Origin of the sequence: Xenorhabdus szentirmaii DSM 16338 (assembly GCF_002632585.1) — a bacterium.
Classification (GTDB): Bacteria; Pseudomonadota; Gammaproteobacteria; order Enterobacterales; family Enterobacteriaceae; genus Xenorhabdus; species Xenorhabdus szentirmaii.
On record NZ_NIBV01000002.1, the window covers coordinates 784,764 to 798,237 of the forward strand.

Annotated in this window: 17 protein-coding genes; 15 read left to right on the plus strand and 2 right to left on the minus strand. The window is 46.0% G+C overall.

What is annotated here, in order from left to right:
• From Xsze_RS13435 to Xsze_RS13500, 15 genes are all read left to right on the plus strand, one after another.
• Window positions 1-441, plus strand: a complete 441-nt coding sequence (locus tag Xsze_RS13435; RefSeq protein ID WP_038241633.1) for a phage structural protein — start codon at window positions 1-3, stop codon at window positions 439-441.
• 12 nt (window positions 442-453) lie between these two features.
• Window positions 454-897: a phage tail assembly chaperone gene (locus Xsze_RS13440; protein WP_038241636.1), complete on the plus strand. Its 444-nt coding sequence runs from the start codon at window positions 454-456 to the stop codon at window positions 895-897.
• A gap of 35 nt (window positions 898-932) precedes the next feature.
• The gene (locus tag Xsze_RS22210) at window positions 933-1,082 is read left to right on the plus strand and encodes a DUF6889 family protein (RefSeq protein ID WP_408675089.1); all 150 of its coding nucleotides are present in this window, start codon (window positions 933-935) and stop codon (window positions 1,080-1,082) included.
• A complete protein-coding gene (locus Xsze_RS13445) occupies window positions 1,069-3,312 on the plus strand; it encodes a hypothetical protein (RefSeq protein WP_051462580.1) in 2,244 nt (747 codons plus the stop codon). Before Xsze_RS22210 ends, Xsze_RS13445 begins: the two co-directional genes overlap by 14 nt.
• Window positions 3,312-3,932 carry a phage baseplate protein gene (locus tag Xsze_RS13450; protein ID WP_038241638.1) on the plus strand — a complete coding sequence of 207 codons (621 nt, stop codon included), beginning with the start codon at window positions 3,312-3,314 and terminating at the stop codon, window positions 3,930-3,932. The genes Xsze_RS13445 and Xsze_RS13450 overlap by 1 nt, the downstream gene beginning before the upstream one ends.
• Window positions 3,929-4,231, plus strand: a complete 303-nt coding sequence (locus Xsze_RS13455) for a phage baseplate plug family protein (protein WP_038241641.1) — start codon at window positions 3,929-3,931, stop codon at window positions 4,229-4,231. Before Xsze_RS13450 ends, Xsze_RS13455 begins: the two co-directional genes overlap by 4 nt.
• Window positions 4,232-4,262: 31 nt before the next feature.
• Entirely contained in the window at window positions 4,263-5,234 is a 972-nt protein-coding gene (locus Xsze_RS13460; protein ID WP_051462581.1) for a DUF4431 domain-containing protein, read from the plus strand.
• A 378-nt stretch (window positions 5,235-5,612) separates the two neighbouring features.
• Window positions 5,613-5,879: a hypothetical protein gene (locus Xsze_RS13465; protein WP_038241644.1), complete on the plus strand. Its 267-nt coding sequence runs from the start codon at window positions 5,613-5,615 to the stop codon at window positions 5,877-5,879.
• Between the two features lie 49 nt (window positions 5,880-5,928).
• On the plus strand, window positions 5,929-6,873 hold the full coding sequence (locus Xsze_RS13470) for a phage protein (RefSeq protein ID WP_038241646.1): 945 nt from the start codon (window positions 5,929-5,931) through the stop codon (window positions 6,871-6,873).
• Window positions 6,870-7,625, plus strand: a complete 756-nt coding sequence (locus tag Xsze_RS13475) for a phage baseplate assembly protein V (protein ID WP_038241649.1) — start codon at window positions 6,870-6,872, stop codon at window positions 7,623-7,625. Before Xsze_RS13470 ends, Xsze_RS13475 begins: the two co-directional genes overlap by 4 nt.
• A complete protein-coding gene (locus Xsze_RS13480; protein WP_038241653.1) occupies window positions 7,625-7,969 on the plus strand; it encodes a contractile injection system sheath initiator in 345 nt (114 codons plus the stop codon). The genes Xsze_RS13475 and Xsze_RS13480 overlap by 1 nt, the downstream gene beginning before the upstream one ends.
• A gap of 4 nt (window positions 7,970-7,973) precedes the next feature.
• On the plus strand, window positions 7,974-9,161 hold the full coding sequence (locus Xsze_RS13485; RefSeq protein WP_038241656.1) for a baseplate J/gp47 family protein: 1,188 nt from the start codon (window positions 7,974-7,976) through the stop codon (window positions 9,159-9,161).
• Window positions 9,158-9,808: a DUF2612 domain-containing protein gene (locus tag Xsze_RS13490; protein ID WP_038241659.1), complete on the plus strand. Its 651-nt coding sequence runs from the start codon at window positions 9,158-9,160 to the stop codon at window positions 9,806-9,808. Before Xsze_RS13485 ends, Xsze_RS13490 begins: the two co-directional genes overlap by 4 nt.
• Before the next feature lie 7 nt (window positions 9,809-9,815).
• Window positions 9,816-11,114: a tail fiber protein gene (locus tag Xsze_RS13495; RefSeq protein WP_038241662.1), complete on the plus strand. Its 1,299-nt coding sequence runs from the start codon at window positions 9,816-9,818 to the stop codon at window positions 11,112-11,114.
• Between the two features lie 2 nt (window positions 11,115-11,116).
• Complete coding sequence (locus Xsze_RS13500) at window positions 11,117-11,467, plus strand: tail fiber assembly protein (RefSeq protein WP_084616384.1); 351 nt, start codon at window positions 11,117-11,119, stop codon at window positions 11,465-11,467.
• Window positions 11,468-12,058: 591 nt separating this feature from the next.
• On the opposite strand, the gene Xsze_RS13505 is transcribed toward Xsze_RS13500, so the two are convergent.
• Both Xsze_RS13505 and Xsze_RS13510 read right to left on the minus strand, forming a co-directional pair.
• Window positions 12,059-12,310, minus strand: a complete 252-nt coding sequence (locus tag Xsze_RS13505) for an Ogr/Delta-like zinc finger protein (protein WP_038241664.1) — start codon at window positions 12,308-12,310, stop codon at window positions 12,059-12,061.
• 54 nt (window positions 12,311-12,364) lie between these two features.
• Window positions 12,365-13,474 (minus strand): phage late control D family protein, encoded by a 1,110-nt coding sequence (locus Xsze_RS13510; protein ID WP_099139161.1) that lies wholly within the window; start codon window positions 13,472-13,474, stop codon window positions 12,365-12,367.

The window sequence follows — 13,474 nt, forward strand, 5'->3', positions numbered from 1 at the left end:
ATGGCTACATATTCATTTATGGACGTGTCCGGCACGATAACGGGTATTGGTGGACATGTCGATTTAGCTAATGGAGCAGCGACGTCGGAAGAAGGCATCACCATAGCAATGGTGGAATCTAAAAATACTATGACCATCGGGGCAGACGGTGAGGTCATGCATTCACTGAGCGCAGGTAAAGGAGGTACGATTACCGTTACATTGCTTAAGACATCACCCGCCAATGCTAAGCTGATGCTGATGTACAACGCGCAACAATTTTCTTCATCAACATGGGGAAACAACGTCATTCTGATCCGCAACCGTGTATCAGGTGATACTACGGCGGCACGCTCAGTCGCGTTCAATAAAATACCGGATCTTTCCAACGCTAAAGTTGGTAATACCGTCGCTTGGGTATTCGATTGCGGCAAAATCGACACAATATTAGGCACATTCTAAAAGGGGACTAATATGGAATTTGAAATTGAGGGTAAAAAGTACAGAGCTGGCAAATTGAACGCATTTCAGCAACAGGATTTAGCTGTTGCATTAGTGCCCGTTATTCCAGCCTTAAAACCTATTTTGGGTAAATTGAAACCCAGCGTTGTTGGGGGGGATGGTAAGCCGGTTTTTGGGCAAGAGGATCTCGTCGATTTCCTTGCACCACTGGCGGATGCTATCCGTTCATTGGGGAAAGAAAATCGTTACGAAATTAACGATATCTGCTTGTCGGTTGTCAGCCGTGAATCAGGGGGTGTTTGGAGTCCTATCAATAGTGATCAACAGTTGATGTTTGACGACATAAACGGGCTGGATTTATTAAAGATTGTTGGCTATGTGGTTAAGGGAGCATTAGGTAATTTTTTTCCCGCACTGCCAGAGAGCGGCGAGTCATCCCTGGTCAACCCAGCCTAATCTTAGAAACCCTCCCTAACGGGCGTGATTACGTGATGCGCCCAGCCCTTGAAGGTATGTGCAAGTTTGAGTCATTGGAGAATGGCGTTATCGATCTGGCCGGTATCGCCCTGATGAATGATGCACTGGATGTCAAAGCTGAAAACGAAGCGCTAATAGCACGGTGGAGAGATGAGCAACACTAATGCAGAAACTATCCGCGATTTTCTAATCTCGCTGGGTTTTGATATAGACAATGCAAGCGAGCAAAAATTTAACTCAATGGTGGCAGGCGTCACCGCTAATGTGCTGAAACTGGGTGCTGCCGTGGAAGGTGCAGCCCTTGCTGTTGTCGGCTTTACGGCTCAGGTTGCCAATGGTCTGGATAAGTTGTACTGGCAGGCACAACGCACAGGCGGTGCGGTGGAGCAGATTAAATCATTGGGCTATGCGGTGAGTCAGGCAGGCGGCACGGTTGAAGGGCTGAACTCATCATTAGAAGGTGTGGCCAAATTCTTGCGGAATAACCCCGGAGGCGAAGGCTTTCTGCGTAACATGGGTATTCAGACCCGCGATGCCAACGGCAAACTAAGAGATACAGCCTCGCTCGTTGCGCTGGTGGGCGAACGGTTGTCGGCGCTGCCTATGTATCGGGCAAATCAGTATGCCAGTATCCTCGGCATTGATGAAAATACACTGATGGCGATGCGCCGTGGTATTGGCGGTTATGCTTCTGATTATCACCGGATAATCAAAACGCTCGGATATAATCCCGAAGTTGCATCCCAACATGCTAATGCTTTTATGACCCAGATGTACCAACTTAAGTTGGTAATGGGTTCAGCGAAAGAAAAGGTCGGCGGTGAACTTGCCAGGGTATTAACGCCTAGTGTTGAAAAATTCACAAAATACATCCTCGCTAACTGGCCGGCGATTGAAAAAATTATCATGTCGGTGGTGAAAGCCATCCTTACGATGTCCGAAATACTCGGTCAATTGGTTTTTCGAGGTGCTAAAGGCATTCAGGATTTGATTGGCTGGTGGAAGCAGCTGGATGATGGAAGCCAGAATTTAATCAAAATGTTCGGCCTCGTAGCTGCGGCATGGTGGGCGTTGAACCTGAAATTCCTAGCCTCACCTATCGGCATTATCACGGCATTAATGGCGGCTTTATTCCTACTCTATGATGATTATCAGACATGGAAAGAAGGTGGTGATAGTGAATTTAATTGGGGTAAATGGGAAGGGGCGATTAAAAAAATCAAAATGGAAATCACAGAGCTGACAAAGGAGTTCAAAGCATTAGGAACAGAAATACTGGAATTATTGGGTATTGACCCTAAAAAATGGTCGTTAAAATTCGAGTTTGAAGACCTTTCAAAAAGCCTCGGAGAACTTAGCAAAACGCTATCGCATCTTCTTGCTGCATTAAACCATCTTAATGATGGAAACCTTACGTTAGCCTGGGAAGAACTTAAGGCGGCATGGAAAGGTGACGAGCAAAATAAAAGAGATGTACGCCCTGTGGGTATCGATGCAGCGGAAAAACATCGTAATTTTATTTTAGACGGGTATTTTTACCTGAATAACAAATTGAATGAATATATTGTGCCTGAAATACTGGGAGGTACACCATCCAAAGTAAAAACAGACAGTAATCAAGCCAAAGGGAATACTCGCGGAGAGCGCAACAATAACCCGTTGAATATAGAATATGCCAAGCAAAAAGGTGCAACGGTAGAAGACCATCCTGAACAGCGTTTTGCTAAATTTAATTCGGAGTATATTGGCTTGGAGCGCACAGCTTGGCAATTGCGGCGTTATTTCAACGGGCTGACAGATGGTATAAAACGCCAAACGGTAGAAACCATCGTGGAAAAGTGGGCACCTCCGGGCGGGAAAGATAAAAACCGTACAGAGGACTACATCAATAGAGTTGCTCAGCGGTTAGGAGTAGGGCGTAGAGATCACTTAGATTTAAATAACCACGATGTTATGTACGCGCTGATGAATGCCATGAGTCCGGAAGAAATAGGAAAACCACTCCCTTACGATAAACGGTTAGTCATGGCCGCTATTGCCGGTACTCCAGTCCCAACTAATGCACTTGCTAAAAACAGTAGCTTTAACTTTAATCCTAAGATGTTTGATAACGCGATGGCGAATATTAGCAATATGGTGGGTAATATAGACCCTCGTATAGCTAATAATGCCCAGGCGAATATCAGTAACATGATGCGTCAATCAGCGCCTTATACCCCAGAGTTATTACGGGCAGAAGCCGGTGTAGCACACAACCAAGCTACAATAGCCCCAACCTACAATATTACGGTAAATGGTGTTGAATCTCCTCGGGAAGCTGCGGCACTGACAAGTGAAGCTGTACAACGTAATAACGCAATACTCGTGCGCAGCCTGCAAACTAAGGTGAGCTAATGGATATTTTATCGACGATATTTTCTCAGAATACGAGAAAAATAGGGATGATAGTGCCGAGTGTGGTCATTTCAGAGAAGCACCAAGATGCAACGGAAATCACTGAGCATCCTGTACAGCAGGGTGCTGCCATCAGTGATCATGCTTACGATAAGCCGTCAGAAGTGACAATGGAAATTGGCTTTGCGGGTGGTGGTTCTCTAATTGACGGCTTTAATACGCCTACTAAAATATTTGATTTTGATACCGAAGAAATACTGGGTAAAAGCCCCAAAGAAATCTATGAGCAGTTACTAAAGTTAAAATCGTCAAAAGAACCGTTCGACGTTACCACGGGTAAACGGCAGTATAAAAATATGCTGATCCGTGCAATTGAAGTGACGACAGATAAAACCTCTGAAAATGTCCTGATGGTTGTTTTAACCTTGCGTGAGGTGATTATTATCAATACCGCAAAGGTTGAAGGGATCGCTGCCCCACCTGAAAGGATGAAAGCACCGTTGGATACTGGGGGTGTTGTGGATAAAGGAACTAAAACACCAGTCGAACCAAAAAACAAAGGCAGCATTATCAAGCTAATTAGAAAAGGAGTTACTAAATTTTTGGAGGGTTTTGAATGAATATTATTGAAATTCCGTTACAAGCAGAAAATCAGCGGTTTGATATCCAATTAGGCGGCATCAATTACCAAATGCGTTTGCAGTGCCGGGACTGCGCAGGCTGGGTTTTGGATATTATGCACCCCAACAGTGAGCCAATTGTAAGGGGTATTCCGTTGGTTTTTGGTGTGGATATTTTGGAACAACATAGTTATTTAGGGTTTAATGGCTCGTTGGTTTTCTATTGTAATGATCCAAAAAATGAGATGAACAGGAAAGCGTTAGGTAGAAGCAACAGGCTATACTTTATCTCGTTATAGTTATTAGATATATAGCTAAAAGGGTTGGGTAATGTTAAAGACAATAGCTGTTGCTTTATTTTTGGTGTCCACTGCCGCTAACACTGCGAGTTTTGATTGCAACAAAGCTTCCAGTAAGCCTGAGAAATTAATCTGTAACACTCCGACCTTATCTCAAGCGGACGAGGCTCTATACGTCGACTATCTCCAAGCAAAGATTGCTACCGGAAATAGTGATGACTTTAAAAAATTAGTTAAACAGAACTGGAAACTGCGCGAAAAGAACTGTGAGACCGAAAAATGTTTACTGAATTGGTATGAACGTTCAATCGAATTATATAGGCAAATCGCTGCAAATAAATTGATAGGCAATGAAAATAGTTACCTATACGGTACCCCGGTAAAAATTAAAGGCACTTTAACTAAAGAATCGGTAGGCTTTCCATCTTTAAGGTTAAATGACCTTATTTCGGTATTTCCGCAAGAGGGAGATGAGGTCGGGGGCGACAACACACCGGAGTTTGGTGTCGCAGTTATGCAGCTTGCAATGTCTGATGATTCTCAATGGAATATATTTGAGAAATTTAAAGGGCAGAACGCAGTTGTTACATGTGGCTTGTATCACTCACATACCGCACATCACAAGACACCAGTGTTATGTTCAGTAATGGATATATCACCCATAAAAACAAGCAACGAGAAGCCAGTAAAAAACCAGAAAGAAAAAACGAGTAGATCCCTTGATGATTTTTTCACAAATAATCCGGAACTATCTAAGAACATATACATTAAGAAGGCGATAAAAGATATGGCAGGTGGTTACGCTTTATCAGATGTTTATCCTGCATTTTCGGATGAGACAAACGCAATCCGGACAAGAAATGCCAAGTTGTTAGAAAGTGGATATGATTATGCAAGGTTAGCTATCCGGGGGCTACAAAATAATTGCCAGGAGGGACTGGGCCGCGTGTTCGGACTTCAGGAAAAAGAATGTCAAATATTAAGCAGATACCAAGATAGATAGTAATTACAAAGTCAAACAGCCCCTTTAAGGGGCTTTTTCTTTTTTAGAGATAATGAAGTTAGTTTAAGCTGCTCCATCTGCCCCTAAATTAGCCAAAATATTAGGGGCAGATGGAGCAGCTTAATTACTCGTCTTTGTAACAGAATTGACTAATTTAACAATGACTAATAGTAGTAACAATAAGTCTTAAGTCATTTAGTGAGTATAAATAGTTTAATATTCGAGCCGGTTCGCAATTTAAAATGAACTGACTTTACAAAAAGTTACAATCAAGTAATAAATAGTATCGCTTTAAACGGCGAAGCCCTCCAGCTAGTAGCAATAGTCTGGAGGGCTTCTAATAAAACAGTCTACAGCCTAATGTGCGAGGTATAGACAATGACAATTATATCAGTTAATGAAACAGGTAATGCAAACGGCTTTACAACAGATGCTCAAATTTATGAAGGCGCTCAAAATTTAGCCTCACCAAATGAGATGAATGGTAAAGTTTTAGTTGATGCCGAAGCTTACTGGCGGTTGCGTAAAGACTTACTGGCTACTCAGAAAATTGTGAACGAGTTACTGACTCGGATGCGTTTTATTCACGATGGCAGCAGCATAGCTGAACATGATTACCCGATACACGAAGTGGTTTCACGTTAAACATTTTAACCCGCTTAAAAGGCGGGTTTTTCTTTTATACGAGGTCACTATGTCAAAACAATGGCTTCGCGAGTGCAGCTTGATTGTTGCAGATGAAAAGGGTGAAGGCATCGATATATCAGCCCTGAAAATAAAGTTTAATATCACCCGACCTTCTTTCGCTTATCCCGCTACAGGCATCTTTAAAGTTTATAACCTGAACGAAGAAACACGAAATAAGATCCGTAAAAACGAATACAAAATTATTAAGTTCAACGCCGGATACCAAGGTAACTCAGGTCAGATATTTGCTGGGCAAATTCAGTACACTTACACAGGGAGAGACAGCCCCACAGATACGTATGTCGTGATACAAGCAGGTGATGGAGATCAGCCGTATAACAACGCAGTCATTAGTATCACCATATCGGCAGGATACACACAGGAAGATATTGACCGGTTGTTAATGCGGGATATTGAGAAATACGGAATAGTTGCCGGATTAAGGCCGGAGCTTAATAAGAACATAGCCCCACGAGGTAAGGTTATGTTTGGAATGCACCGAGATGAAGTGTCCATTCTGGCCCGACAGAACGGTGCCGAATGGCGCTATGAAGACGGTCAATGCCACATAATTCCTAAACGTACCTATCTCACTGAGGCGGTGGTATTGACTTATCAAACAGGGTTAATAGGAATGCCAGAGCAAACAATCGGCGGCGGGATAAACGTTAAATGCCTCATTAATCCAAAGATCAGACCGGGGACATTAATCCGGCTGGACAATGAGTCTATCAATGAGGCGGGGAAATCCACTGGTGTTATTGCATCAAATAACAGTGAGATAGAAATGCCTGCCCCTATTGATGCCGATGGCGATTACATTGTCATTAACGTCAACTATTTCGGTGATACCCGTGAAAACATGTACTACATGGAAATGGTTTGTGTCGCTAAATCAGACCAGACATTACTCAATAATTCAGCACTACAAGCGGATGTGAGGCCAGCATGATCACTAACTTTGAACGCATCAATCAACCCGAAACGCCGTTCTTGTTAATGAAAGAGGCGGTCAGTTCAGGGCTATATGTTTCCGTACCGTGTATTATCCAGTCATTCAATGCCGATGCTGTTACCGTCACTGCACAGCCTGCGATACGCTGGTCAGTGACAAATAGCGAGGGTAAGACTGAATCAGTTGCATTGCCATTGCTGGTGGATGTACCTGTTATTTTCCCTCGCGGTGGCGGTGTTACTCTGACATTCCCCATAAAAGTAGGTGATGAATGCTTGGTAATTTTCGCTGATCGGTGCATTGATTACTGGTGGCAGAACGGCGGCGTACAAGAGCCGGTAGATCCGCGCCAGCATAATCTATCTGATGGTTTTGCGATTGTTGGTCCTCAGTCTCAGGCGAGGAAAATAGGCGGTATCAGCACCAGCGCGGCGCAATTACGGACAGATGACGGCGCAGCGTACATAGAACTGTCACCCAATAACCATAACGTTATGGTAAAAACCCTCGGCAAACTGACCGCAACAGCTAACAGAGGTACTGAAATCAACTCTCCTGAAATTGTACTTAACGGCAATGTGACCATTAACGGCAATCTGTCACAAGGTATGGGCACGAGCGGTGGAGTGGCAACCATGAACGGCCCTATTACAGTTAAAAACGATGTGACTTCGGGCGGTATCAGCTTAATGAAGCATCGACATGGAGGTGTTCAAACGGGTAGTGGAACAACAGGAGGACCACAATAATGCGATATCGACGAGAGGACAACGGTGATTACAGTTTCGGGCAAGGGGATAATACTTTTCTCATCGATTCACCCGAGGCAGTAGCACAGGCAGTAAAGACGAGGCTCAATTTATGGTCCGGGGATTGGTTTCTGGATACGGCAGAGGGCACGCCATATAGAGAGGCTGTATTAGAGAAAAACTATGCCAGTGCGATGTTACTCCGGGAGCGTATCCTTGATACCAAAGGTGTGACTGAAATTGTTTCACTCGATGCCAGCCGTGATCCTGACAGCCGTAAGATAATCATTACCGCTACCATCAACACCCGCTACGGCAAAGCCACCGTAACCAGCAAAAGATAACACTATGCTCAATATAGAAACTTTAGGGCTTGCGGCCAAAATCACCGCGAGCGGCGTTACTGCGCCTGATTATCCGACCATATTGGAACGGCTAACCGGATATTTTCGCCATATTTATGAGGATGATGCATACCTTGAACCTGACAGCAAAGACGGGCAGATGGTGGCAATTTACGCCCTGGCACTCCATGATGCCAACAATGCCTTGATTGCGGCATATAATTCGTTCAGTCCGGCAACGGCAACCGGTGCAGCTTTGTCGAATAATGTTGCGATTAACGGCATGACCCGCCACCGCACCACAAAATCCACTTGTGATGTGGAGATTATCGGTCAGGTGGGAACGGTCATCAAAAATGGCACGGTGCGCGATGTGCAGGGGTATTCATGGCGATTGCCGGATACGGTTACGATTGGCACACACGGCACCGTGACCGTGACAGCAGCCTGTCAGACTCACGGCGGTATTACGGCCGCTATCGGCGATATCGCTGACATCGGTACACCGACACGCGGCTGGCAGAAGGTAACCAACCATACTATCGCCACACCGGGGCGGGCGGTTGAGACTGATGGTGAATTGCGGATACGTCAGCGTCATTCTGTTGCCCTGCCTTCCCGCACTGTACTGGATGGCATTCTGGGGGCAATCAGTTTAATCCCCGGCGTTTCACGGCTGCGGGGCTTTGAAAATGATACCGGACAGATTGACGAATACGGCATTCCAGGGCATTCCATTGCAATGATCGTGGATGGTGGGGATGCCAGCACCATAGCCCGCACAATTGCCTTGAAGAAAACCCCCGGCAGCGGAACATTCGGTGATACCGTGATTAAGGTTGCTGATCGTTATCAAATCACTCACCCAATACGTTTTTCTCGTCCGGTGGATGTGCCTGTATTTATTGAAATTCATCTTATACCCTTTGATGGTTATACCACATTGGTCGGTGACCGGATCAAGGCCGGGGTCGTTGATTACATTAATTCTGTGCGTATCGGGGACAGTGTGTACCTGACCAAACTCTTTACCCCGGCAAACCTGCCTGATGACGACGAGGGCAAAACCTACGATATCACGGACATCAAAATTGGGCGTACCGCAGACACGGTCGTAATGGGTAACCTAAAAACCCGCTATAACGAGGCTGTCATCTGTCGGCCTGAGAATATTAAATTGGTGGTGACATGAGAAATTACCTGAAACTCATCACCCCGCAGCACCGAACCGCATTGAAATTCGTTAATCACATCGACCTTATTACCCGTTCACTCTCAGACAATGCTCAACAGGCCAGCCAGCTTAATGATGCGTTTTCGCTGGATAAGGCCATAGGGGTACAACTGGATGCAGTCGGAGAGTGGATTGGCTTATCACGTTATGTGAAGACACCGATTGTGGATGTGTATTTTTCACTGGATATCAGTGGATTGGGATTTGATGAGGGAAGCTGGAAGCGTCGTTTTGACAGTGGCAGCGGGTTTACCGAATTAGACGACGAAACTTACCGTACCTTGCTGCGGGTGAAAATTGAGGCTAATCATTGGAACGGATCCAGTGACATGCTGGAACGTATCTATCAGCGGATTTTGCCCGATAGCCAGACCTCAATTTTCTTCGTGGATAACCAAAACATGACGATGGATGTTTTTATGACCGGGGGCACGATACCGGAAGTCATTAAAGCGGTTATCCGACAAGGGTATCTCAACATCAAGCCGGAAGCGGTACGGGTTAACAACTATATCAATTCAATCGATAGTGAGTTGTTTGGTTTTGACATCCACAATCACTATGTCGCGGGTTTTGATACGGGTGGCTGGGCAGTAAAACTGTGAGGATATTATGGCAAAAAATGAATTTCTCCCGTTCGGTCTCGCAGACGGGGCGAACGTATTATCAAACGAAGAGTATGGCAAATTAGCCGCCCGCACTAACGGATTTAGTTCCGGCGTGGCTAAATCGCAAGAACTGAATAAAGTTTGGCGGCAAGCATCAGTAATCATGAGTGTTGTTGCACAGTTTATTGCTGAAACAACCGGAAAGGATGTGCTGGATGATGGGAATTTGGCAGCATTGCAAGCGGGATTGTTGAATGCTTTGCGGGCAACGGTTAGCGCTAATGTGCCTTCTGCATCCTTGAATGTTGCAGGCATTACCAAACTAAGTAACGAGGTGAATAGTAATGCTGAAAATGTGGCAGCGACATCAAAGGCAGTAAAACAGGTTGCCGACGCCCTCAACACCAAACAGGATAAAGGCGATTATGCCACCAATGCAGCACTAAATGGGGTAAGGGATCTTGCCAATGGCCGCCTTGAGAAAGCGAAGAACGGGGCAGATATTCCGGATAGAAAGGCGTTTGTGAACAATATTGGCGCGCTCCCTATAACTGGAGGCCGATTAACGGGCAAACTGTTTGTTGATGGTACTAATGGTCGCGATGCCGATATTGATGCCAAAGGCTGGATTTGGGGTAAAGATTTATTTGAACGGCATGATAATGGAAAATGGGCACAAGTCTACAGTGAAAAACATCCACCCACGGCGGCTGTTGTAGGCGCGTATTCGATTACAGAATCAAACAGCCGTTTCGCCCTGAAAAAATCCCATGAACCGTTTTCGTGTGGTGGCGTGGATGTTGAGGCAACTCACGATTGGGCGGGAATTAAATTAAAAAATGCCAATGGCTATTATGTCCAGATGTCGGCTAATCCCCATGATAAACCCGATATGTTAACCATATATTACCGGGATAGCGCTACTCAAACCCAACATTACGTCGGTATTCCCAAAAAAACCGGCATGGTGGCGCTCACTGAGCAATTACTCGGTATTAACCAACAATGGACGGATGTAACATCAAGCCGGGAGAACGGCAAGTGGTATATTAATGACACAGGTAAACCTATCGTTGTGTATGTTGAGTGCGCCCAGACTAACGCAAATACAGGGCCATTCAGTCTGGGTGGGGAAGTGGATAACCACCGAGTGGGGTATTTTTGGGTGACAGCCAACAGTATTTATTCCACCAGTTTTATTGTCCCGCCGGGCAGTCGCTATACCGTGAAGGCAGGGTGGGGTACTAAGTGGGGGGAAGGAATAAAAGAAGGTGCTATTGTTCGTTGGGTTGAGTTGAGGTGAAGATGAAACACTATAAATCGAAAGATAATCAAATTCATGCCTTTGAATCAGACGGTTCTCAGGATGCGTGGATTGAGCCGGATTTTGTCCCGATTACCGAAGAGGAAGCCCGGGCAATCCTTTACCCCCCTCCCACACCTGAACAATGGCAGCAACAGGCCGGATATGAAAAGCAATACCGGATGGACGTTGCTAAAGAGCACATTACCCCACTGCAATATGCCACCGACCTCAACATGGCAACGACCGAAGAACAGGCCGCACTGACAGCGTGGAAAAAATATTGCGTACTATTGAACCGTGTGGATTGCTCAATAGCACCGGATATCGCCTGGCCAAAACAGCCGAAATAAAAACAGGGCTTCATGCCCTTTTACGATGACTAACCCTGTGACATTCCCGAAGGGTGTCGTCTGGATATCCGTGTGCAGATGCCAGAGGATTCGGTGTGGAATTTGAGGGAGAAACTAAGCAAAGGGATTATAAGTACCTTCTGTTTTTCTTCACGATATTGGCTTTTTTAAGTTCGTAAGCTATTGAATTAGTTGATACTAAAAACAGTCTATTATAGTGAAAAACCAACTTAACCATATGATAAATATAAATATAATATGGATTTTAAAATCCCTCGGCTGTAAGGCTGTGCGGGTTCAAGTCCCGCCCTGGGCACCATATAAAACTTGCGGTAATACAGCGAGTTAGGGTTAGAAAAGGCCACCTTTACGGTGGCTTTTTTGCTTTCTGAAATTGCATGAAAAAGACAAAGTGGCGACGAAATGGCGACGGAGTGGCGACGTAAAAGTGGCGACATCCTCTAAACCCCTTCAATTGACCTGCTTTTTAGAGTGATTCAAATCACAAGTTGCAATTAAAAAATTCCACTTAAGTGCTATGTACAAGCGTAAAAAACCCCAGACTTTGATCTGGGGTTTATTTGTTTTCAATCAGAATCCAAATCCAATTTGTTCATCACCGTAATGGCTGGTCGGGAACGCCAGTTTCGGGACTTTAAAATCAGCCGGTAATGGCTGGGGTTTGGGGAGTGTCAAAAACCGTTCAATGGTGGTAATGGTGGTAAACGTACAGCCGCACAGGATATTTTGACATTGGTGATAACTGCGCCGCGTTTCTTCACTCATCATTTCACTGGTACGAGTCTTTGCCACAGCGCCGCATTGGGGACAGGTAAACGCCATGAAAAACCCTCATTTTGGGGTGTGCCTGCCGCGATTATAACGCATTAATTATTGTTATTGGTCACTTTCTGTCATGTCAGTGTCCTTAATTTTTAATTCCAGCTCTAACTGGGTAGTAAAGCCGTTATCACCGATGTTATGGACAACCCGCGATATCGTCCATGGGTGGCTGTCAATCGCCGTTTTGAATCCGCTAACGGTTGCGGTCAGATCCGGATAGAGATCAGCCCGACCCCGTGCAAGCGTGATGGCAAATTCCGCCGCACCGCGTTGTAGCTTTGACCATTTCGCCGCTGCCGCCCGTCGCGCGGCGTGTTCGGTCTTGAATGTCTGGCGCATCACGTAGACGTTCCCGTCGGCCCCTTCCAGATATTCCCCTTCGCGGCGGCTGGATTTTTCTTTTTTCTTCCTGGGCTTTTTCCGGCGGCGCTTCATGGTCGCCGTGGGTTGTTTGCCAAAATTCAAATCCAGCCAGAATGCCCGCACCCCGGTATAGGCAGCGCGGTCAGCGACGCGGAAACTATGGCTGTCGCCACTGTCGCGGGTCAGGGTAATCACCGGCAACGGTTTGCCGCTTTGCGATATCCCGCGCCCCGGAATGATAAACAGCAACCGGCCATTTTTGATGGTGGCAATAGCACCCAGCATTTCCGCCATCCGGGACAGGAAGCTGATATCACTCTCATTGGTCTGGTCAGCATGGTCAATTTCAATGTCCATCAGTGGGCGGCTCACGGCGGGTTGCAGGTCATAGCGCCCGGCGATGGCACTGACCACATCGCTCACGGTGACAGCGTGCCAGCTGTATTCCCGCTTGATATTAAACTCTTCCCGAAAGTCCGCGCTGCGGGCGGTAATGTCCAATTGATCCGGTGGCCCGCTATGGCTGATTTCATCCACGACAAACAGCCCCTTTTCAATCAGCGGCTCACCGTGCCAGCCAATCCTGACCACGATTTCAGCGCCACGGGGCGGCAGTTCAATTTTGCCGTCAGCATCGTCTATCGAGAGTTCCAGCGTGTCTGCCTCAAATCCGCGATTATCGGTCAGGGTCAGGGCGATCAGCCGCTCATTCAGCGCCGTGATTTGCCGCCCGCCAATGTTCAGGTCAAACGCCGGTTTTTTCACGTAATCCGTGCTGGTCAGAATATCGATTGGGTTCAT